20 protein-coding genes and 1 tRNA gene are annotated in these 20,574 nt (G+C 71.1%); 15 read left to right on the forward strand and 6 right to left on the reverse strand.

Translation table 11 applies throughout. From position 1 onward, the window contains the following. Nucleotides 1–46 precede the first annotated feature (46 nt). The 7 genes from IF78_RS0113310 to IF78_RS0113340 are packed head-to-tail and all read left to right on the forward strand — an operon-like array spanning nucleotide 47 to nucleotide 4,764. Nucleotides 47–253, forward strand: coding sequence for a hypothetical protein (locus IF78_RS0113310; RefSeq protein WP_031476702.1), 207 nt, complete (start codon nucleotides 47–49; stop codon nucleotides 251–253). Next, nucleotides 253–705, forward strand: coding sequence for a Pycsar system effector family protein (locus IF78_RS0113315; RefSeq protein WP_031476704.1), 453 nt, complete (start codon nucleotides 253–255; stop codon nucleotides 703–705). Before IF78_RS0113310 ends, IF78_RS0113315 begins: the two co-directional genes overlap by 1 nt. Continuing rightward, nucleotides 702–1,115, forward strand: a complete 414-nt coding sequence (locus IF78_RS0113320; RefSeq protein WP_031476705.1) for an ASCH domain-containing protein — start codon at nucleotides 702–704, stop codon at nucleotides 1,113–1,115. The genes IF78_RS0113315 and IF78_RS0113320 overlap by 4 nt, the downstream gene beginning before the upstream one ends. Beyond that, nucleotides 1,108–1,800: a DNA cytosine methyltransferase gene (locus IF78_RS0113325; RefSeq protein ID WP_031476707.1), complete on the forward strand. Its 693-nt coding sequence runs from the start codon at nucleotides 1,108–1,110 to the stop codon at nucleotides 1,798–1,800. Before IF78_RS0113320 ends, IF78_RS0113325 begins: the two co-directional genes overlap by 8 nt. Further along, a complete protein-coding gene (gene repSA / locus IF78_RS0113330) occupies nucleotides 1,797–3,176 on the forward strand; it encodes a replication initiator protein RepSA (protein WP_031476709.1) in 1,380 nt (459 codons plus the stop codon). Before IF78_RS0113325 ends, repSA begins: the two co-directional genes overlap by 4 nt. Then, a complete protein-coding gene (locus tag IF78_RS0113335; protein WP_031476711.1) occupies nucleotides 3,173–3,370 on the forward strand; it encodes a helix-turn-helix transcriptional regulator in 198 nt (65 codons plus the stop codon). The genes repSA and IF78_RS0113335 overlap by 4 nt, the downstream gene beginning before the upstream one ends. Continuing rightward, on the forward strand, nucleotides 3,370–4,764 hold the full coding sequence (locus IF78_RS0113340) for a tyrosine-type recombinase/integrase (protein WP_031476713.1): 1,395 nt from the start codon (nucleotides 3,370–3,372) through the stop codon (nucleotides 4,762–4,764). Before IF78_RS0113335 ends, IF78_RS0113340 begins: the two co-directional genes overlap by 1 nt. A 177-nt stretch (nucleotides 4,765–4,941) precedes the next feature. Here IF78_RS0113340 and IF78_RS0113345 read toward each other — a convergent pair. Continuing rightward, a tRNA-Arg gene (locus tag IF78_RS0113345) sits at nucleotides 4,942–5,014 on the reverse strand. Nucleotides 5,015–5,335: 321 nt separating this feature from the next. Here IF78_RS0113345 and IF78_RS0113350 point away from each other — a divergent pair. From IF78_RS0113350 to IF78_RS0113365, 4 genes are all read left to right on the forward strand, one after another. Next, entirely contained in the window at nucleotides 5,336–6,943 is a 1,608-nt protein-coding gene (locus tag IF78_RS0113350; RefSeq protein ID WP_031476715.1) for a dynamin family protein, read from the forward strand. Nucleotides 6,944–7,582: 639 nt separating this feature from the next. Further along, nucleotides 7,583–9,349: a YfjP family GTPase gene (locus IF78_RS0113355; RefSeq protein WP_107049936.1), complete on the forward strand. Its 1,767-nt coding sequence runs from the start codon at nucleotides 7,583–7,585 to the stop codon at nucleotides 9,347–9,349. Nucleotides 9,350–9,677: 328 nt separating this feature from the next. Continuing rightward, complete coding sequence (locus IF78_RS0113360) at nucleotides 9,678–10,142, forward strand: single-stranded DNA-binding protein (protein WP_031476718.1); 465 nt, start codon at nucleotides 9,678–9,680, stop codon at nucleotides 10,140–10,142. A gap of 259 nt (nucleotides 10,143–10,401) precedes the next feature. After that, nucleotides 10,402–11,820: a Cys-Gln thioester bond-forming surface protein gene (locus tag IF78_RS0113365; protein ID WP_031476720.1), complete on the forward strand. Its 1,419-nt coding sequence runs from the start codon at nucleotides 10,402–10,404 to the stop codon at nucleotides 11,818–11,820. A 201-nt stretch (nucleotides 11,821–12,021) separates the two neighbouring features. Here IF78_RS0113365 and IF78_RS0113370 read toward each other — a convergent pair whose 3' ends face one another. Further along, a complete protein-coding gene (locus tag IF78_RS0113370) occupies nucleotides 12,022–12,297 on the reverse strand; it encodes a hypothetical protein (RefSeq protein ID WP_031476722.1) in 276 nt (91 codons plus the stop codon). Between the two features lie 402 nt (nucleotides 12,298–12,699). On the opposite strand from IF78_RS0113370, the gene ettA reads away from it, so the two are divergent. Genes ettA through IF78_RS0113385 form a run of 3 tightly spaced genes read left to right on the forward strand, consistent with a single transcriptional unit; the run spans nucleotide 12,700 to nucleotide 15,449 of the window. Then, entirely contained in the window at nucleotides 12,700–14,364 is a 1,665-nt protein-coding gene (ettA, locus tag IF78_RS0113375) for an energy-dependent translational throttle protein EttA (protein ID WP_031476723.1), read from the forward strand. A gap of 6 nt (nucleotides 14,365–14,370) precedes the next feature. Beyond that, nucleotides 14,371–14,784 (forward strand): acyl-CoA thioesterase, encoded by a 414-nt coding sequence (locus IF78_RS0113380; RefSeq protein ID WP_031476725.1) that lies wholly within the window; start codon nucleotides 14,371–14,373, stop codon nucleotides 14,782–14,784. Beyond that, nucleotides 14,781–15,449 (forward strand): DUF8185 domain-containing protein, encoded by a 669-nt coding sequence (locus IF78_RS0113385; protein WP_031476727.1) that lies wholly within the window; start codon nucleotides 14,781–14,783, stop codon nucleotides 15,447–15,449. The genes IF78_RS0113380 and IF78_RS0113385 overlap by 4 nt, the downstream gene beginning before the upstream one ends. Nucleotides 15,450–15,499: 50 nt before the next feature. Here IF78_RS0113385 and IF78_RS50420 read toward each other — a convergent pair whose 3' ends face one another. Both IF78_RS50420 and IF78_RS0113395 read right to left on the reverse strand, forming a co-directional pair. After that, nucleotides 15,500–15,619 (reverse strand): GntT/GntP/DsdX family permease, encoded by a 120-nt coding sequence (locus tag IF78_RS50420; RefSeq protein WP_267882936.1) that lies wholly within the window; start codon nucleotides 15,617–15,619, stop codon nucleotides 15,500–15,502. Nucleotides 15,620–15,771: 152 nt separating this feature from the next. Beyond that, nucleotides 15,772–16,176, reverse strand: a complete 405-nt coding sequence (locus tag IF78_RS0113395; protein WP_031476728.1) for a globin — start codon at nucleotides 16,174–16,176, stop codon at nucleotides 15,772–15,774. A gap of 200 nt (nucleotides 16,177–16,376) precedes the next feature. Here IF78_RS0113395 and IF78_RS0113400 point away from each other — a divergent pair, with 200 nt between their 5' ends. Beyond that, nucleotides 16,377–17,372, forward strand: coding sequence for a methyltransferase domain-containing protein (locus tag IF78_RS0113400; RefSeq protein WP_031476729.1), 996 nt, complete (start codon nucleotides 16,377–16,379; stop codon nucleotides 17,370–17,372). A gap of 119 nt (nucleotides 17,373–17,491) precedes the next feature. Here IF78_RS0113400 and IF78_RS46050 read toward each other — a convergent pair whose 3' ends face one another. Beyond that, nucleotides 17,492–19,075, reverse strand: coding sequence for an FHA domain-containing protein (locus tag IF78_RS46050; protein ID WP_078662427.1), 1,584 nt, complete (start codon nucleotides 19,073–19,075; stop codon nucleotides 17,492–17,494). A 103-nt stretch (nucleotides 19,076–19,178) separates the two neighbouring features. Further along, entirely contained in the window at nucleotides 19,179–20,525 is a 1,347-nt protein-coding gene (locus IF78_RS0113410) for a vWA domain-containing protein (protein WP_031476733.1), read from the reverse strand. Nucleotides 20,526–20,574: the final 49 nt, after the last annotated feature.

Here is a 20,574-nt window from a genome sequence, read left to right on the forward strand (position 1 = left end):
GGGCGCCGTCCCTTTCCGAACCAACGATCCGGAAGGAACCTCCATCATGCCCGGCCCCAACCAGGCCATCGTCACCCGTGTACGGATCTGCCCGAACTGCGACGGCTTCGCCACCGCCGCCGTACCCGCCGGCACCCGCCACAGCGACGGATCCCGCGTCCTCCTCCACGTCGACTGCGCCACATGCCATGGCATCGGCACCGTGCCCCTCCGCCCTCGCCTGACTGCCGCGGATGTGGAGGTGGCTGCGTGATGACTGCAGAGCAGAACCTCACGGCCGCGCTTGCGGACGTCAAAGCAGAGATTGCCCGGACGGACAACAAGACTGCTCTGTTGCTCGCTTTCGTCGGCGCAATGCTGGCTGGCAGCTGGACGGTTGCCAAGGACACACGGCTGAACGTCGCCGCCACCCTGGTCGGCGCGCTTGGCATGGCGCTGCTCGTGGCGGCGGCCGGACTGCTGCTCAGCTCGGTCCGCCCCAATCTGGGCGGTCCTCACCGGGTCGGCTTCCCGCTGTGGGCCACGCTGAATGCCGAGCAGATCACTGCAGAACTCGCAACTGACCGGCGGGCGCAACACATCGCCGACCTGTCCCGGATCGCGGTCGCCAAGTTCACTCGCCTGAAGCAGGCAGTCGACATGACGTGCATGGCTGGCGCGCTGCTCATCATCGCGGCCCTGGTCTCCGTCGGAGGTGCGGCATGACGGACCGCGACTCTGGCGAGGTACGGGCCCTAACCCTGTGGCAGCCATGGGCCTCCGCCATCGCTTACGGCACGAAGCGGATCGAAAACCGCCGCTGGGCCACCGACTACCGCGGCTGGCTCCTCATTCACGCCGGTGCCGCCATTGACCCCGCCGCCAAGTACGCGGTCATGGCCCGCCCGTTCCTGCATCGCCCGCAGCCGGCTGGCGCCGTCCTGGGCTGGGCCCGGCTGGACGACTGCCACCAGGACGACGGCATGTGCACCCTGTGGTCCGCGCCTGGGCAGTGGCACTGGCATCTCTCGGATGTCCACCGCCTTGTCCGGCCCGTGTCCTGGCCCGGCGCCCGCGGCCTGTGGACCCCCACCCCCGCCCTCCTCGCCCAGGTGCGGGAGGCCGCCCATGCCTGACCTGCGCGTACTGGACCTGTTCTGCTGCTCCGGCGGCGCTGGCTGGGGCTACCACCTCGCCGGCTACGCGGTCGACGGCTGCGACATCGCGAACCGGCCCCGCTACCCCTTCGCCTACCACCGCGGCGACGCCCTCGACTACCTCGGCCACCTGATCCACACCGGGGACATCGAGCGCTACATCCTCGTGCATGCCTCCCCGCCCTGCCAGGCCGGCTGCGCCCTCACCGTGGGCACCAACCACTCCCAGGGCTGGGGAGGCACCCACGAGGACCTCGTGGCCCCCACTCGCGCCCTCCTTGACCGGACAGGCCTGCCGTACGTGATCGAACAGCCCAACGGCCGTGCGAAGATCCGCAAAGACCTCACCCTGTGCGGCGAGATGTTCGGCCTCGGCGTCCTGCGCCACCGCAACTTCGAGCTCGGCCGCTGGGCCACCCCTCAGCCGCCCCACCCCCGTCACCGCGGTTATGTCCGAGGGCACCGCCACGGCGTCCGTCGTGACGGACCCTACGTCGCCGCCTACGGCAAGGGCGGCGGCAAGGCCACCATCCCCGAGATGCAAGCCGCCATGGGCATCACCTGGACTGACGTCCACGAAGAACTGACCGAGGCGATACCGCCCGTCTACACCCGCTGGATCGGCACCGCCTTCCTGACCGCCCGTCAGGAGGTGTTCGCATGACCGACTCCATCACCCCGACCGCCCTCGACCCGATCACCCTCGGGGACCTGCTGAGGGTGGCCTCCGCCCCCGACTTCGACCGCTGGCAACACCAGATTCACCGCACCGGCGGTTGTGCCGACCCCATCCACCTCCGTGGCTGGACGACCCGCGTCGACACCACCACCGGCGAGGCCCTGCACCGCTACACCACCCACGGGGAACCAGGTGGCCGGCTGCGCATTGCCTGCGGCAACCGCCGCGCCACCCGCTGCCCGTCCTGCGCCTGGACGTACGCGGGCGACACCTACCACCTCATCCGCGCCGGACTCGCCGGGGATGACCGCCGTGACATCCCCGCTGCAGTCCGGGACCACCCCCGCGTTTTCGCCACCCTCACCGCCCCCTCGTTCGGCCCAGTCCACAACCGGCCCGACCACGGACGCTGCCGCTGCGGCCATCGCCACAGCGAGAACGATCCCACCCTCGGCACCCCCCTCGACCCCGACGTCTACGACTACGCGGGCGCCGTGCTGTTCAACAACCACTCCGGCGACCTCTGGCAGCGCTTCACCAACCGGCTCCGCCGCGAGATCGCCGCCCGCGCTGGCCTCACCCAACGCGAACTCAAAGAGGCCTGCCGCCTCTCCTACGGCAAGGTCGCCGAATTCCAGGAGCGAGGCGCCATTCACTTCCACGCCGTCATCCGCCTCGATGGGCCCGACGGACCCGACTCACCACCGCCCTCGTGGGCGAGCGTCGACCTGCTCACCGACGCCATCCGCGCCGCCCGCCGGCACCCCTACACCAGCCTCCGCCTCCCCGCGGCCGGCGACCAACCCGCCCGCACGCTCCGCTGGGGCCGAGAACTCGACATCCGCCCCGTCAAGGCCTTCGGCGACGACTCCGAGATCACGGAGCAAAAGGTGGCCTCCTACGTCGCCAAGTACGCCACCAAAGCCGCCGAGAACACCGGCACCCTCGACCGGCGCATCGCCGAACTTGCCGACCTCGACCGCCACCGTGTCCCCGACCACGCCCGCCGGCTCATCGAAGCCTGCAAGCGCCTCGACCCGCTCTACCCGGACCGACGGCTGTGGGCCTGGGCCCACATGCTGGGCTTCCGCGGCCACTTCTCCACCAAGTCCCGCCGCTACTCCACCACCCTCGGCGCCCTCCGACAGACACGCGCCGACTACCGCGCCGCACAGGAACGCGCCGCCCTCGGCCTCGACGACCGCGAACCGGACACTGTCCTCGTCCTCGCCGACTGGCAGTACGCAGGCCATGGCCACACCCCCGGCGAATCCGCCCTCGCCGCCACCATCGCCCACGACATCCAACTCAACCGAGAAACCGCCCGCGAAGCCCTGCTCAGCGAAGGGAGCACAACATGACCACGGCCGTCCGATCACGGAGCATGCTTACTCTCGCTGAGGTCTGCGAGGAACTGAGCATCTCGCGTTCGACCTTCTATGACTGGCGTGCCAAGCGGCGTGCACCTCGCTGTATCAAGCTCCCGAACGGTGATCTGAGGATCCGGCGGACCGACCTCGACAACTGGCTCGATGACCGGGAGGACGTCGCCTGATGGAGACGACCTACGACGTCAAGGTCTACAAGATCCTCACGTACAAGGGCGCTCGTAAGACGACGTACACCGTGCGCTGGGTCGTTGCGGGCAAGCGCTGGCGTGCGCCCTTCGACACCGTCGCGCTCGCCGAGGGCTTCCGCTCGGAACTCATCCAAGCCGCCCGCAAGGGTGAGGCGTTCGTCTTGGCGACTGGTCTGCCGGTCTCCCACCGCTCCAAGTCGGCCGCGATGAGTTGGTACAAGTTCGCCGTTCAGTACGTGGACGCCCGGTGGCCTCAACTCGGAGGCAACAGCCGTAAGAACACCGCCAAGACGCTCACGGCAACCACTCTCGCTCTGCTCCGCGCGCAGCCCACCCAGTTCGATCCGGTGGCCGTGCGGACAGCTCTGCGGGAGTGGGCGTTCAACGCGAACCGTCGATCGGAAGCGCCGCGGGACGTGGTGACCATCCTCAGATGGGTCGAGCGGAACACCCTTCCGGTCTCGGTCTGGGAGGACCCCGAGAAGGTCGAAGACGTCCTACAGGCCGTCGACACCCGACTCGACGGCAAGCAGGCGGCGGCCTGGTCCCGCAAGCGGCATCGCCGGATCCTCAACGTCGTCATGAAGTACGCGATCCGGCGGCGCATCCTGCGGACCAACCCCCTTCCCAAGGGCAAGGAGGCGACGACGGCGACCAAGACGACCAATGCCGTGGACAAGCGCTGCTTGATGAACCCGGACCAGGCGGCGGCGCTCCTCGACTGGATCCGCCGGCGGCCCCGTGGTGGCAAGCGACTGCACGCCTTCTTCGCCACGCTGTACTACTGCGGGCCTCGCCCCGAAGAGGCCGTGGCCATGCGGGTGTGGGACGTGAGCCTGCCCGATGTCGACGCTGACGACCAGTGGTGCGAACTGATGATTCACACCGCGACGCCGGAAGTCGGCAAGCAGTGGACCGACACGGGAGAGATCCACGAGAAGCGTGACCTGAAGGGCCGTGCCGAAGGGGAGACGCGCACGGTGCCGGGGCATCCCGCCCTGACGTGCATCCTGCGGCAGCACATCGAAGACGAAGAGCTCAAGCCGGGTGATCTGTTGTTCCAGGGCGAGAACGGCGGCATTCTCGCGGGCTCGGTCATCCGCCGGGCCTGGCGCAGTGCTCGCATGGCGGTACTGCCTCCGCACGTCTTCGACTCGCCGACCGGGAAGCGCGTGTACGACAACCGGCACACCCGCCTGACCAAGTGGCTCAACGACGGAATCCCGCCCGCTCAGGTGGCCGAGTGGGCCGGGAACAGCGTGCCTGTGCTGCTCGCCACCTACGCCCGGTGCGTTGACGGGCAACTGCCGGACCTGAAGAGGCGGCTTGAAGCTGCCGGGGATCTCCCGGACCTGTCCGGCGCTGGCTGATCCCCCGCCGAGAACTTCGACACGTATTCGACACGGCCACCCGCAAAAACCCGGTGACAGCCGGACAGCCCCGGAGCTCTCCCTTGATCGTTGGGGGAGTGCCCGGGGCTTCGTCGTGTCTCGCGAAACCTGCCCTGAACAGCAAAAATGCCCTCCCGAAGGAGGGCGGAAAGAGGGCGCCCCCGGCAGGACTCGAACCTGCGGCCAAGCGCTTAGAAGGCGCCTGCTCTATCCACTGAGCTACGGGGGCCGGTCGTGGTGGGCTCGGTCCTGGCGCCCGGGTGGGGGCTGGTCCCTGACGTTGCCGGGGACAAGGATAGAGCTCCCGCATCCGTGCCCCTGTTGCTTCGCCTCCGTGGCTCGATGTGGAGGTTCGGTGAAGCGGTCCTGATAATCGCAGGCAGGTACGAATCGTGCACCGCTTTTGGCCTCTTGCGCCCCGGGTGTTGTGCACTCGTTATGCCTGGACTATGCCTGTGTCTCAGTCGTCCCTTCCGTCCCTTGTGTTCCGTCGGCACGCAGACATGCTCATATGCTTCAGAATTCCCCTAAAATTGGGCATTCTTCGCATGTGGTGACCTTGGACGTACGGCCTCAGCTGCTCGACGCAATCTCCGCCCTGCGCGACTGTGTCGCCGCCGCACGCTTCCCGCTGCCCCTGGCGGGGGCCCCACGCGCGCGTGCCAACCGCGACGAACTGCTCGCACAGCTCGACGACTATGTGGTGCCCCGCCTGCGACAGCCCGAAGCGCCCTTGCTGGCCGTGGTGGGCGGATCCACCGGCGCCGGCAAGTCGACGCTCGTCAACTCCATCGTGGGCAGACGCGTGACCGAGGCGGGCGTACTGCGGCCGACCACCCGGACGCCGGTGCTGGTCTGCCATCCGGAGGACCATCACTGGTTCAGCGGGATGCGCGTACTGCCCGACCTCACGCGCGTGTGGGTCCCCGAGCACGATCCGGCCGATGAGCTGATGCTGCCCGGCGAGGATCCCGCGCGCGTGCTGCGGCTGGAGACCGCCGACACGCTGCCCCCCGGGCTCGCCCTTCTCGACGCGCCGGACATCGACTCCCTGCTCGCCGACAACCGCGCCCTCGCCGCCGAACTCATCTGCGCGGCCGACATCTGGGTGATGGTGACGACGGCCGCCCGCTACGCCGACGCCGTCCCCTGGCACCTGCTGCGCACCGCCAAGGAGTACGACGCCACCCTCGTGACCGTCCTGGACCGGGTTCCCCACCAGGTGGTCTCCGAGGTGTCGCGGCAGTACGGGGCGCTGCTCACCAAGGCCGGCCTCGGTGACGTACCCCGCTTCACCGTGCCCGAACTGCCCGAGTCGGCCTGGGGCGGCGGCCTGCTCCCGGCAACGGCGGTGGCCCAGCTGCGCAACTGGCTCGTCCATCACGCCAACGACCCGGCGGCACGCCAGCACGTGATGGCCCGTACGGCCCACGGGTTCCTCAACTCCCTCAAAGCCCGCCTGCCCGAACTCGCCGGCGCCGCCGCCTCCCAGTACGCCGCCGCGCTGCGGCTCACCGCCGCCGTCGACTCGGCGTACGACAGCGAGTACGCGCGCGTGCGGAGCCGGTTGCAGGCCGGCGCGGTGCTGGCCGGCGACGCCCTGAAGCGCTGGCGCGCCTTTCCGCTCGACTGCTCCGCCGGGGAGCTCCTCGACTCGCTGGTGGAGAGCCTGAGCACCCTCCTGCTGTGCGCGGTCACCGCCGCCGACGAGCGTGTGGACGACGCCTGGCGGCGCGAACCGGCCGCCACCGCGCCCGAGCTGACGAGCCGTGACCCGTCACCGACGAGCGTCGAACACCGCATCGGCATGGCGGTACGGCGCTGGCGGCGCGAGCTCGAGGAGTACGCCGAGGACGAGGTGAACGACATCGACCGCGGCGTCGTCCAGGATCCCGAGATCGTCGCCGCCCTCGTCGCCACGGCCCTGCTCGGCGCCCGCCGGGCGCGGTCCGCGGGGGAGTTGCTCGCCGAGCGGATCGGGGCGCACGGGGCGCTGCGGCTGCGCGACCGGTCCGGCCGGCTGCTCAGCGAGCATCTGGACCGGGTCATGCACAGCGAACGCGAGCGCCGCCTCGCCCCGCTGGACGGCCTGGAGGTCCATCCGGACCCCCAGGCCGAACTCATCGCCGCGCTGTCCGTACTGCAGAAGGAGAGGTGACCGGTGACTGCCGTCACTGACCAGAACCAAACGGAACAGGACCAGACGGAACACGTCGATCTCCCGGAGGGCAGCGCCACCACGGACAACGACGACGAGCGCGGGAACAGCGCCCCCGGGGAGGCCGCTTCCGAGGACGGACCTCTCGTGAAGGGCGACCGCGCAGAGGGCGATCGTGCGGAGGGGGACCGCGCAGAGGGCGACCGCGCTGGAAGTGATCCCGCTCAGGGTGATCGCGTAACAGGTGACCGAGCGGAGGAAAAGTCCGGCGAGCGGGAGGGTTCCGCGGCGGCCGAGGGCTCAGCGACGGCCGAGCGCTCCACCTCGGGCGAGGAAGCAGGGCCGGGCGACGGCGAGAGCTCCGCGGCGGCCCCGGAGCCGGAGAAGCGCAAGCTCTGGAGGAAACGGGGGAAGCGGGAGGAGCAGCCGAGCGGCGGCCACGCGCGCGTGGGGGACGGTGACGCTCACGCGCGTGGGGGCGCCGGTGCCCGCGGCTCCGGCGGCACCGAGGACGGCAGCGCTTCCCGTCGTACGGAGCCCCCATCCCGTAAGGAGCCCCTGTCCCGTAAGGAGTCCCCGTCTCGCAAGGACTCCTCGTCGCGCAACGATTCTTCGTCCCGTAAGGAGTCCTCGTCCCGCGTGGAAACCCCCTCCCGCCCTGAGCCCTCCTCGCGTGCGGACGCCGACTCCGGCACGGAATCCTCGACCCCCTGGGACGACGGGCTCATCGCGCGGCGGGTGAATGAGAGCGCCGCCGCGGAGCAGCCGGCCGTCGTGGAGACGCGCACCTCCGGGCGGCAGGTCGTGATGCCCCTCGCCTACGACGGACCGCTGCGGTCCCGGCTGGACGCGCTGCGCGAGCTCGTCGGGCTCTCGCGCACCCGGCTCGACAGCAAGACGCTCGCGGAGGCGGGCCGGGTGCTCGACGAGGCGGCTGCGCGGCGCAGGCTCTCCGGGCAGCACACCGTCGTCGCCATCGCCGGAGCCACGGGCAGCGGCAAGTCGCAGCTGTTCAACGCGCTCGCCGGAGTGACCATCTCGGAGACGGGCGTACGGCGGCCCACGACCGCCTCGCCCCTGGTGTGCAGCTGGAGCGACGGCGCGGTCGGCCTCATCGACCGGCTCGGCATCCCGCCACGGCTGCGGCGGCGCCCCGCGCAGAGCGCGGCCGCGGACGGGCAGCTGCGCGGGCTCGTCCTGGTCGACCTGCCCGACCACGACTCGGCGGCCGTGGCGCACCGCGAGCAGGTCGACCGAGTCCTGGCGCTCGTCGACGCGGTCATCTGGGTCGTCGACCCCGAGAAGTACGCCGACGCGATCCTGCACGAGCGCTATCTGCGGCCCATGGCCGGACACGCCGAGATCATGTTCGTCGTCCTCAACCAGACCGACCGGCTGCCCGGAGAGGCCACCGATCAGGTCCTCGACGACCTGCGCCGGCTGCTCGACGAGGACGGCATCGCGCTGGGCGAGCACGGCGAGCCGGGCGCGACGGTGCTCGCGCTGTCCGCGCTCACCGGGGACGGCGTCGGTGATCTGCGGGAGGCGCTCGGCCAGTTCGTGGCTGCGCGCGGGGCCGCGGCCCGCCGGATCTCGGCCGATGTGGAGGCAGCCGGATGGCGGCTGCGGCCCGTGTACGCCGCGCGCCGGCGGACCGGGCTGAGCGAGGAGGCACGGGACGAGTTCTCCGCCCGGCTCGCGGACGCGATCGGCGCTACCGCCGCGGGCGAGGCCGCCGAGCGGGCATGGCTGCGCAACGCCAACCGTGCGTGCGGGACGCCCTGGCTGCGGCTGTGGCGCTGGTACCAGGACCGGGGCGAAGCACCGACGGGACGACTCTCCCTGCGCACCCAGACGGACGAGGAGTCCACCGCGCGCCAGCGCGTCGAGCAGGCGGTGCGGACGGTCGCCGAGCAGGCGTCGGCCGGGCTGCCCGGGCCCTGGGCGCAGGCGGTGCGCGAGGCGGCCGTACGGGGGGCCCAGGGGCTGCCCGAGGCGCTGGACGAGCTGGCCGCGCGGGCCGGACTGCCGCCGGGGCGCCCGCCGAGGCCGGGCTGGTGGCCGGGGGCCGTCCTGGTCCAGGCGGCCATGACGATCCTTCAGATCGTCGGCGGGCTGTGGCTGGTGGGGCAGATCGTCGGGGTCATGGCGCCGAACCTGGGCGTCCCGGTGCTGCTGATGGTGGCCGGCATCGTCGGCGGGCCGCTCGTCGAGTGGGGCTGCCGGATCGCGGCACGGGGGCCGGCTCGGCGGTACGGCCTGGAAGCGGAGCGGCGGTTGCGGGAGGCGGCGGCCGGGTGCGGGCGGGCCCGGGTGCTGGACCCGGTGGCGGCCGAGTTGCTGCGCTATCGCGAGGTCCGGGAGCAGTACGGGCGGGTGATGGGGGTCGGCGGACCGGTGAGGTGAGCCGAGGCCCGGGGGCGTGCCCTCGCGGGGGCGTGGCCCTGGGCTGCGGCGCACTGGGGCTGCGGCGGTCGGGGCTGCGGCCGTCGGGGGGCGGGGGTCGTTGGTCACCCGTTCGAGTGGCGGAGATTTCCACAGACGGGCGGTGATCCACAGGGCTCAGCGGGCCCGGCCCGGCGGAGGCAGTCTGGCTTCGCGGCGATCGCGACGGCGCGGTCGATCGCGGTGACGGCGGTGAGCGTGCCGCCGTCACGACGGACGCAGCCGTACGGGACGGGCCCGTACGTGTTTCCGCCCGGCGGCAGTGGCCGGGTGAGGGAGGGGTTCGAGGATGAACGAGACGACCATCTGCGCGGTGGGCAACGTGGCGACACAGCCGGTGTACCGGGAGCTCGCGACGGGACCGTCGGCCCGCTTTCGGCTCGCGGTGACCGCGCGCTACCTGGACCGCGCGAAGAACGAGTGGACCGACGGGCACACCAACTTCTTCACGGTGTGGGCCAATCGGCAGCTCGCCACGAACGCCGCCGGGTCGCTCAACGTGGGCGATCCCGTCGTGGTCCAGGGCAGGCTGAAGGTGCGGTCGGACGTCCGCGAGGGGCAGAGCTGGACCTCGGCCGACATCGACGCGGTGGCGATCGGGCACGACCTCGCCCGCGGCACCTCGGCCTTCCGGCGCACTTCCCGGACGGAGGCGGGAGCCGTCGCGGCACCGGACCGGCCCGAGCCGGACTGGGAGACGCCACCCGCGGCCGACGATTCCCAACTCGCCCCAGAACCAGCAGCGGTGACGTGACGTCAGTCACCTTCTCGGGCTGACCGAACTGCGGCTTATCGACGAATGCGTTCCGAACCACCCCGGGGGATTTGTCGATAAGCCCTGCTCGCAAGGGATCTTGGCGATAACGATTCCGAGTCGGATCGGCCCTCCGACGGGATCCCAGGGAAGCGTGGTGCGCCGCGTACCTAGGATGCCGGGCATAGCTCTCGGGGCTTGTGATTCTGCTGGTGGGACCTTCCCCCACGTCAACGGGTCCTGCTCGAAGGGGAATTCTGTGTTTGCTGCGTTCTCTGCACTGCCGGTGCGGGGGCGAGGGGTGGCCCGCCTCGCCGCCTCGACCTTGGTGTCCGGGCTCGTCGCCGCCACGGTGGTGGCCGGCGCCGGCCCGGCCGCGGCCGACGAGGCGGCGCAGGGCCAGGGCGGGGCGACCGCCACGATAGGCGGCCTGAAGACATACGGTGCGGCGGTCGTGCACGCCGACTCCGGGGACCAGGAGATCTCGGCGGGCCTGTTCGAGATGTCCGTCGACAACGGCGGCACCCTGCAGACGTACTGCGTCGACATCCACAACCCCACACAGCGCGACGCCAGATACCACGAGACGTCCTGGAGCGGCACCTCGCTGGGCGCCAACAAGGACGCCGGGAAGATCCGCTGGATCCTGCAGCACTCCTACCCGCAGGTGAACGACCTCGCGGCGCTCGCCGGCAAGGCGGGCGTCAAGGGCGGCCTCACCGAGCAGGACGCGGCGGCCGGCACCCAGGTGGCCATCTGGCGCTACTCGGACGGCGTGGACGTCGACGCCCTCGACCCGCAGGCCGAGCAGCTCGCGGACTACCTCCACAAGAGCGCGCGGAACGTGGCGGAGCCGAGGGCGTCGCTGACGCTCGAACCGCCCGCGGTCTCCGGCCACCCCGGTGAGCGGCTCGGACCGGTGACGGTGCGCACCGACGCCGAGAGCGTGACGGTGACCCCGCCGGCGGACGCGGCCACCAGCGGGGTGCGGATCGTGGACAAGGCCGGCAAGCCCGTCACGTCCGCGGCGGACGGCGGTCAGGTGTTCTTCGAGGTGCCCGAGAAGGCGGCGGACGGCCAGGCCGAGCTGACGGTGCAGGCCTCGACGACCGTGCCGGTGGGGCGCGCCTTCGCGGCCGAGAGCCGCAGCCAGACGCAGATCCTGGCCGGCTCCAGCGAGTCGACCGTCTCGGCGACGGCGAGCGCGACCTGGGCGGGGACGGGTGCGATACCCGCGCTGTCCGCGGTGGAGAACTGCGACAAGGGCGGTGTCGACATCACCGCGGCCAATGAGGGCGACGCGCCGTTCACCTTCGAACTGCTCGGGATCGAGTACACCATCCCGGCGGGCGAGTCGCGGACGGTGACGGTGCCGCTGCAGGAGGACCAGGCGTACGACTTCACGATCCAGGGTCCGGCCGGCTTCGAGAAGCGGTTCACGGGCGTGCTGGACTGCATGACGCAGGTCACCGAGGCCGACGCGGCGGGCCCCGACGTCCAGACCCTCGGCGAGCCCAGCCCCGCCACCGTCGGCACCACCACCGACGACACCAACCTCGCCGCGACCGGCGGCTCCGACATGACCCCCCTGATCGCGGGCATCGCCATCGGCCTGGTCCTGATCGGCGGCGCGGCCCTGGTGGTCGTACGGAAGAAGGAAGCGGCGACCCAGGACTGAGGCGGGTGTTCCCACGCAAGTGAGGGGACGGTCCGCCAGTGACGGACCGCCCCCTGACCTGTTCCAGGTCGGCGCGGCTCATGGGATACCGGTGCGCTGCCATCGGCGGAACCCAGGGGACCGTCTGCCCACGGTCCGTACTCCACCGGTAGGTCGCGCCATGGGGCACCGGTTCGCACTGCCGGCGGACCCCGTCGAGGGTTAGAAGGCGCTGCTGTTGCAGCCCATCTCCGAGCCCAGGTGCGTGGCCTGGCCGCCCGAGTTGCCCTCGCCGTTGAGCGCGTTGCCCAGCACGCCGTTGAGCAGGCCGACCTGGCCGAGGACGTCGAGGTTCAGGTCGTGCGACTTGCAGCTGGAGCTCTGCAGGATCTTGTTGCCGTGACCGTCCATGCCCTGGGCGGTCGCCGTGCCGGCGCTCAGGAGGCCGACGCTGCCGAGCGCGACGACCACGACGGAAACCTTGCGAAGCGTGTGCATGCCATCTCCGGTGAAGTGAGGTGTGTTCGATCCGTGACAGACCGATTTCGTGCAATCACGCGTAGTTAATATGAAAAGGTTCTGGAATGTCCGAATGGCGCGCCGAAATTCATGATCTCACCACGAATGCACCCGGACGCGCGCAGGGCCGGCGCGGGAAGGCGCAGCCCATCACCCCGTGGCCCGGCGACACAGTGGGCCCCCTCAGGCGCAATTCCTCGGCGATGCCGTCGCCCGCGGGCACGCGACAGCGACCGGCAACGACGGTCGAGGGTCGGTCGTCGACAGTGAAACCCCAGGTCAGAGCGCCCTCACGATACGGGTTTCCCCCAGGGGGTAGCGGTCGGGCAAGATGGGGTGTATCTGCCCACTGCCAGATTTCAAGCTGCCGGACGGTTTCTCTTGGCTGAGTTCATTTACACCATGCGCAAGGCGCGCAAGGCGCACGGCGACAAGGTGATCCTCGACGACGTCACCCTGAACTTCCTCCCCGGAGCGAAGATCGGCGTCGTCGGCCCGAACGGTGCCGGTAAGTCGACCGTTCTGAAGATCATGGCGGGCCTTGAGCAGCCGTCGAACGGTGACGCGTTCCTGTCGCCCGGGTACAGCGTCGGCATCCTGATGCAGGAGCCCAAGCTGAACGACGAGAAGACCGTCCTGGAGAACGTGCAGGAGGGTGTCGCCGAGGTCAAGGGCAAGCTCGACCGGTTCAACGAGATCGCCGAGCTGATGGCCACCGACTACTCCGACGCGCTGCTCGACGAGATGGGCAAGCTCCAGGAGGACCTCGACCACGCCAACGCGTGGGACCTCGACGCCCAGCTCGACCAGGCCATGGACGCGCTCGGGTGCCCGCCCGGCGACTGGCCCGTCGTCAACCTCTCCGGTGGTGAGAAGCGCCGCGTCGCGCTCTGCAAGCTGCTGCTGGAAGCCCCTGACCTGCTGCTGCTCGACGAGCCCACCAACCACCTCGACGCCGAGTCCGTGAACTGGCTGGAGCAGCACCTCGCCAAGTACGCGGGCACCGTCGTGGCCATCACCCACGACCGGTACTTCCTCGACAACGTCGCCGAGTGGATCCTCGAGCTCGACCGCGGGCGTGCCTACCCGTACGAGGGCAACTACTCCACGTACCTGGAGACCAAGCAGACCCGTCTCAAGGTCGAGGGCCAGAAGGACGCCAAGCGCGCCAAGCGGCTCAAGGAAGAGCTCGAGTGGGTTCGCTCCAACGCCAAGGGGCGGCAGGCCAAGTCCAAGGCCCGTCTCGCTCGCTACGAGGAGATGGCCGCCGAGGCCGAGAAGATGCGGAAGCTGGACTTCGAGGAGATCCAGATTCCGCCGGGGCCGCGGCTCGGCAACATCGTCGTCGAGGTCAACAACCTCAGCAAGGCCTTCGGTGAGAAGGTCCTGATCGACGACCTCTCCTTCACGCTGCCGCGCAACGGCATCGTCGGTGTCATCGGGCCCAACGGCGCCGGCAAGACCACCCTCTTCAAGATGATCCAGGGGCTCGAGCAGCCCGACTCCGGCGACATCAAGGTCGGCGACACCGTCAAGATCTCGTACGTCGACCAGAGCCGCGAGAACATCGACCCGAAGAAGACCCTGTGGGCCGTGGTCAGCGACGAGCTCGACTACATCAACGTCGGTCAGGTCGAGATGCCGTCGCGTGCGTACGTCTCCGCCTTCGGCTTCAAGGGCCCCGACCAGCAGAAGCCGGCCGGCGTGCTCTCCGGCGGTGAGCGCAACCGCCTCAACCTGGCGCTCACCCTCAAGCAGGGCGGCAACCTGCTGCTCCTCGACGAGCCGACCAACGACCTCGATGTCGAGACCCTGAGCTCCCTGGAGAACGCGCTGCTCGACTTCCCGGGCTGCGCCGTCGTCGTCTCCCACGACCGGTGGTTCCTGGACCGAGTCGCCACCCACATCCTCGCCTACGAGGGCGAGTCCAAGTGGTTCTGGTTCGAGGGCAACTTCGAGTCGTACGAGAAGAACAAGATCGAGCGGCTCGGCCCGGACGCCGCCCGTCCGCACCGCGCCACCTACAAGAAGCTGACCCGGGGCTGATCGATCTTGCGGCACATCTACCGCTGCCCGCTGCGCTGGGCGGACATGGACGCGTACGGCCACGTCAACAACGTGGTCTTCCTCCGCTACCTGGAGGAAGCCCGTATCGACTTCCTGTTCCGCCCGGAGAAGGACTTCAAGCAGGGGTCCGTGGTGGCGCGCCATGAGATCGACTACAAGCGGCAGCTCGTCCACCGGCACACGCCCGTGGACATCGAGCTGTGGGTCACGCAGATCAGGGCCGCGTCCTTCACCCTCACCTATGAGGTGAAGGACGACGACCTCGTCTACGTCCGTGCGTCGACGGTGATAGTGCCGTTCGACTTCGAGGCGCAGCGGCCGCGCCGGCTCACCGAGGACGAACGGGAGTTCCTGCGCGAGTACATGGACGACGACGAGGAGGAGGCCGTCGCCGCATGACGGTGCTCCACCTCGCCGACGAGGGGGAGGCGGCGGACCTCGCGGCCTTCCTCTCCCGGCTGCTCCACTACGACCGTGGGGCCGCGGTGCGCCTGCAGGCGGCCGGCACCGCCCTCGCCGTCTTCGGGCGGCCGCCGTCCTTCGAGGTGCTGGCGATCCGCGCGGTACGGCTGGCGAAGCCGTACGAGAACGGGCTCGACGTCACGCTGGACGTGACCGTGTCCGTGGGTGAGCTGCTGGAGTCCGTCGACGAGTCGGCGGCCACCGCCGTCGTGCCGGGGGCCGTGACCGGGCCGCCGTGGGCCGGGGTGCTCCCGCCGCGCGGCGGATGGCGGCCGGTGCCGGGGCTGCCCGCGCCGGATGCCCTGCGGGCGATGGTCGGTGCGGGCGTCGCCGAATTCCGCGCCCGTACCCAGGAGTTGGCGTCCGAGCGGCGCACCCGGGCCGAGCTGGACCGCATCGGGCGGGAGATCTGGTCCCGGACCGTCGGGGACACCCGTCTTCCGGTGCGGGCCGTGCACGCGGCCCAGTCGCTGGGATTCCTGCGCGCCGGCGGGGAGTTGGCGTTGCTCTCGTCCGGTGCGTGGCTACGGCTGCGCACGCCGTACGGGTCGATCGCCGTACGGCGTGCGGGAATCGGTGCCCTGGACGTCAGCGTCCGCTGAAGGCCGCGGTCACACCAGTGGCCACAGCGCGGCCGTCAGACCGAAGCCGATCATGCCCATCGCCAGAGGAGGAGGACCAGGCCCTGGTCGGCGCCGTTGGCCTGGGTGACGGCGACCGCGTCCGGGTGCGGGGGCAGGAAGGCGTGCACGGTGAGCATGGCCGCGCCCATCGGGAGGGCGTAGGCCGGCAGCGGCTTGCGGGAGGCGCGGCGACGCCGTACGCGATCGGTATCAGGATGATCAGGCCGACCTCGAAGAAGACCGGGATGCCGAGCACGAAACCGGCGACCGTGAGGGCGAGCGGGGTGCGCTTGGGGCAGGCTCAGCCCGCCGTGTTCACCATCGAGGCCGCAGCGTACGTCAGGTAGTTCCACAGCGTCCGCTCGTGCTCCTCGGAGAGGCCGAGCTCGTCGACGGCGACCCGCATGTGCTTCAGCCAGGCGTCGTGCGCCGCGCGGTCGACGGTGAAGGGGGCGTGGCGCATGCGCAGGCGGGGGTGGCCGCGGTTCTCGCTGTACGTCGTCGGGCCGCCCCAGTACTGGATCAGGAAGAGGGTCAGGCGCTCCTCGGCCGGGCCCAGGTCCTCCTCGGGGTACATGGGCCGCAGCAGCGGGTCCTCGGCGACACCCTCGTAGAAACGGTGGACGAGGCGGCGGAAGGTCTCCTCCCCGCCGACCTGCTCGTAGAAGGTCTGCTCCTGAAGCGTGCCGCGCCGAATCTCGGTCACCGTGAGCTGCCTCGCATCTGTTGTTCCGGTCCGCCCGAGTCGCTGCCGGGGGTCCGGGGGTTGTCCCCCGGGAAATGCAGTACGCCCTCCATGCTCTCAGACGCGGCGACCGAGGACTCCAGGCCTAGGACCGGCCGACGCGTTCCGGATCGTCCGGCGGGGCGCTCGCCTCGTACCGCATGCCGCAGGACAGTGGACGTATGAGCGCGCAGGATGTCGACAGGGACGCCGAGGGAGTCGCCGATCTCGCCGCCTCGGCGCGGGCCGCGCTGGTGCGGGAGATCGACGCGAGCGGGGCGTGGGCCGAGGACCCCGTGTGGCTGGACGCCTTCGCCGCCGTGCCACGGCATCTGTTCGTGCCGTACTACTACGTGGGCGTCGTCGGCGGCTACGAGCGGCGCTGGGGTCAGAGCCCCGACCCGGGCGCGCGCGAGCGCTGGGTGCGCGGGGCGTACGCCGACACCCCGCTGGCCACCCGGCTGCGCGACGGCGAGCTGGTCTCCTCCAGCAGCCAGCCGTCCCTGATGGCGATGATGCTGGTCGCGCTGCAGGTCGAGGACGGCAACCGAGTCCTGGAGATCGGCGCGGGCACCGGCTACAACGCCGCCCTGCTCGCCCACCGGCTCGGCGACGACGACCTCGTCACCACCGTCGATCTGGAGCCGGAGATCACCGAGTCGGCCCGGCGGCATCTGGCGGCCGCCGGCTACCAGCCCGTCGTCGTCACCGGGGACGGCGCACGCGGCGTCCCCGAACGCGCCCCCTTCGACCGGATCATCGCGACCTGCACCCTGCCGTCGATCCCGCGTGCCTGGCTGGCCCAGTGCCGCCCCGGCGCCCGGATCCTCACCCCGCTGGCCACCGGCCTGGTCGCCCTCGCCGTACGCGACGCCGAGCACGCCGAAGGGCGGTTCCTGCACACGCCCGCCTACTTCGTGCCACTGCGCGGCGGCATCCGTTCCGCGCCGGGAGCCGCGAACCTGGGTGGGCTGCCGCGCCAAGCCCGCGATCACGAGCTGTTCCGCTTCCTGCTGGCGCTGACCCGCGGCAGCCTCGACCCGCAGGAGGCCTACGCGCTGTGGGAGCGGGAGGGGCAGCCGCAGCGGGAGCGGTACGGGATCACGGTGAGCGGCGAGCACGAGTGGGCGTGGCTGGACGACCCGGACGGGCCGTACGCGTGGGCGCTGCCCGGCTGACGCGCCGGGCGTCGGTCGAACGCCGGAGGGGGCGGTCGTACGGCACTTTTCGCCGTACGACCGCCCCCTCCCGGTCTTGAGTCCGAACCGCGCCCGGACCTGAGGGCCGGTCCGTCGGATCAGCCCTGGCCGCGCCGGATCGTGATCGTCGTCCACGCCCCGACGTGCACCCGGTCACCGTCCTGCAGCGGCACCGGCACGAACGGTGTGATCGGCTCCTCGGCGCCGTTCACGGTCGTGCCGTTCGTCGAGTTCTGGTCGACGACCGCCCAGGTGCCGTCCGGCTGCTGGACCAGGACCGCGTGCTGGTGCGAGACGCCCGGGTCCTCCGGCGGCACCGACAGGTCGATGTCGGGGGTGTCGCCGGTGGAGTGGCGGCGGCGGCCGATGGTGATCTGGTTGCCGGTGAGCGTGCGCTGCTGCTCGGGCGAGTACGCGGGCAGGTTGAGGCCCGCGGCCTCGGGGCCGGAGCGCTGCATCATCGCCATGAAGTAGTCGCGGTCCGGGCCGATGGTCGCCAACCAGGTCGCCGGCTGCTGCGGGTAGGCCGGACCGGGCGGCGGGGCCTGGGCCGGGCCGGGCTGCGGGTAGCCGTAGCCGCCCTGAGGGGGAGCGCCGGGGGCACCCGGGCCGCCGGGACCGCCGGGGCCCGAGGTCGGCGGGGAGATCACCCAGTCGTCGTTGCCGCCGCCGAAGGACGGGCCGCCCTGCTGCGGACGGTTCGGGTCCTGCCCGAATCCGGGCTGGGCCGGAGGGGCGGCGGGACCGGCCGGGCCGGCCGGCTGGAACGCCTGCGGGGCACCGCTGGTCGCGCCGGGACCGCCGGGCGGGGTCGGGCCGTGCGGCGGCGGAACCGGCCGCGACGGGTCGCCGCCGAAGCCGGAGGGCGCGTTGCCACCCGGACCGCCGTGCCCCCCCGGACCACCGGGGCCGCCGGGGCCACCGAAACCGCCAGGGCCGCCAGGGCCGGTCGGTCCACCGGGGTTGCCCGGACCACCGTGGCCCGGACCGCCAGGGCCGGGACCGAAGCCGCCGGGACCACCGGGACCGCCAGGCCCGCCGAAGCCCGCACCAGGACCACCAGGGCCACCGGGACCAGGGCCACCGGGACCAGGGCCACCGGGACCGCCGGGACGGGGACCGCCGGGCCCACCCGGGCCTCCGGGGCCGCCAGGCCCTCCCGGACCAGGCGGTTCCGCGCCGAACGGCGGAATCGGTTCCGCCGGGCGGTTCACCTGGGACGGGCGCGAGCCCTGGTACTCGTACGAGTCACCGCCGCCGAACGACGGCGGGGGACCCGACTGCTGCTGGAAGTGGGAGGGCACGCCACCGCCGGGCGCCGGCGGGCGCGGGGCGGCGGGGGTGTACGACGTCGCCGTGTTCGTCAGGAAGTTCCACCGGCACTCCTCGCAGAACGGCGCACCGCCCTCACGCGGCGTACGGCACTGCGGGCACAGCTGGGGCTCCGGTACGGCGGACGGGTGCGGACGGCCGCCCGGCTGACCGGCGTTCGGGCCACCGGACGGACCGCCGGGGCCACCAGGGCCACCGGGCCCACCCGGGCCGCCGGGCGGCGGGAAGCCGTAGCCGCCGCCGGGCGGGGGCGGCGGAGGAGGTGGAGGTACGGCACCCGCCATGCGGTGACCGCAGACCTCGCACCAGTCGTCGGAACCCGACTGGTGTCCGTTCGGGCAGGTCGGCATGTCGGCGCTTCCCCCTCTCCTTTCCGGCCGTCCTCGACCGGACTTCTCCAACCCCAAGGGGTCAGGCTCGATGCTTTCAGGGTCCTGCTGGGGCAGTACTAGGTCACTTCTTTACACGAACAGTCTTTGTCGACCGTGTCTCGAGAGTCATCTCGTCGGCCTCCGCGACCTTCGCCTTCAGTCGCACAGTACCCGTCGTGGCGTCGACCACGTCCACCACCTTCGCAAGGAGTTTCGCGGTATCCGCGTTTCCGGAGGCGCTGGCGAGCTGTACGGCGCGGCCCAGTTTCGCCGTTGCTCCATCGATATCGCCCGCTTTGCGAAGATCGAGCCCTTGTTGGATGGCTTCTGCCAGTTCTGCCTGGCCGGTGTAATGGGCGACCTGTGGGTTGATCGACGTCGAGGCGACCATGTCGTCGGTCCACACGGCCCGTACGAGACCCTGGGCGCCCAAGTTCCGCGCGCTGCCGTCGGATTGCGGGACGACCAGGGAGACCCGGGCCGCGAGCATCTCCCGGCCCAGCTCAGCGGCGGGGACCTCGACGCAAACGTGGTAGTCACGGGACTCGTCGCCCCAGGAACCGGTGGGGTAGTCCCCGGCGCGCGGGCCGGCCTCCGTGCGCCGGTCGGTCAACTCCTCGACCGTCGGCGCGACTTGCTTGACGAACTTGATGGTCGTGCCCACCGGCGTCCACACCCGCAGGGCGACGTCCGCGACCTCCTTGCCCATCGCCGTCTCCATCATCCGCGTGAAGTCGGCGGCGAGACCGGCCGGGTCCGCGACGATGTCCGCGCTGCCGAGCAGGGCGGAGGCGATGCCTGTGACTTCTTTCACTTCCCAGTCGGTGCCCACGCCACGGGCGTCACAGGTGAAACGTCCGGCGCAGGCGTCGAGCGCGGCCTTGAGGTCCTCCGGGGACTCGTGCTCGTTGCGGCCGTCGGTGAGCAGGATGCCGTGCCGGATGGCGACGTCGTCCGAGTGCAGCAGCCGGTCGGCGAGGCGCAGCCAGGTGCCGATGGCCGTGCCGCCGCCCGCGCTGAGCCTGCGCAGCGCCTGTTTGGCCTGGTCGCGGGTGGTGGCGTCGGCCACGGCCAGGCGGCCGCCGCCCGGGTAGACCTCGCGGGCGATGTGCGTGCCGCCGATCACCGCGAAGTGCACACCGTCACGCAGGGTGTCGATCGCGGCGGCGGTGGCGTCCCGGGCGTTGCGCATCTTGGTCGGCGGGTAGTCCATCGAGCCGGAGCAGTCGACCATGATCGCCACGCCCGCGGACGGACCCTGCCCCGGCGCGTAGAGATGGGGTGCCGCGACCGCGCTTCCGACCGTGCCCCCGCCGGTCGAGGTCACCGTGACGATCGCGTTGACCTCGCGGCCGCCCTCCGGCAGGTACTCGTTCTGGTACACGTCCACCGAGAACTGCGGCACGTTCGACTTCGAGAAATTGGCCATGCGTTCTCAAATCCCCCTAAAGAACCCCATGGCGGTGCCATGGCTGTCG

The organism is Streptomyces bicolor, from assembly GCF_000719285.1.
Lineage (GTDB): Bacteria > Actinomycetota > Actinomycetes > Streptomycetales > Streptomycetaceae > Streptomyces > Streptomyces bicolor.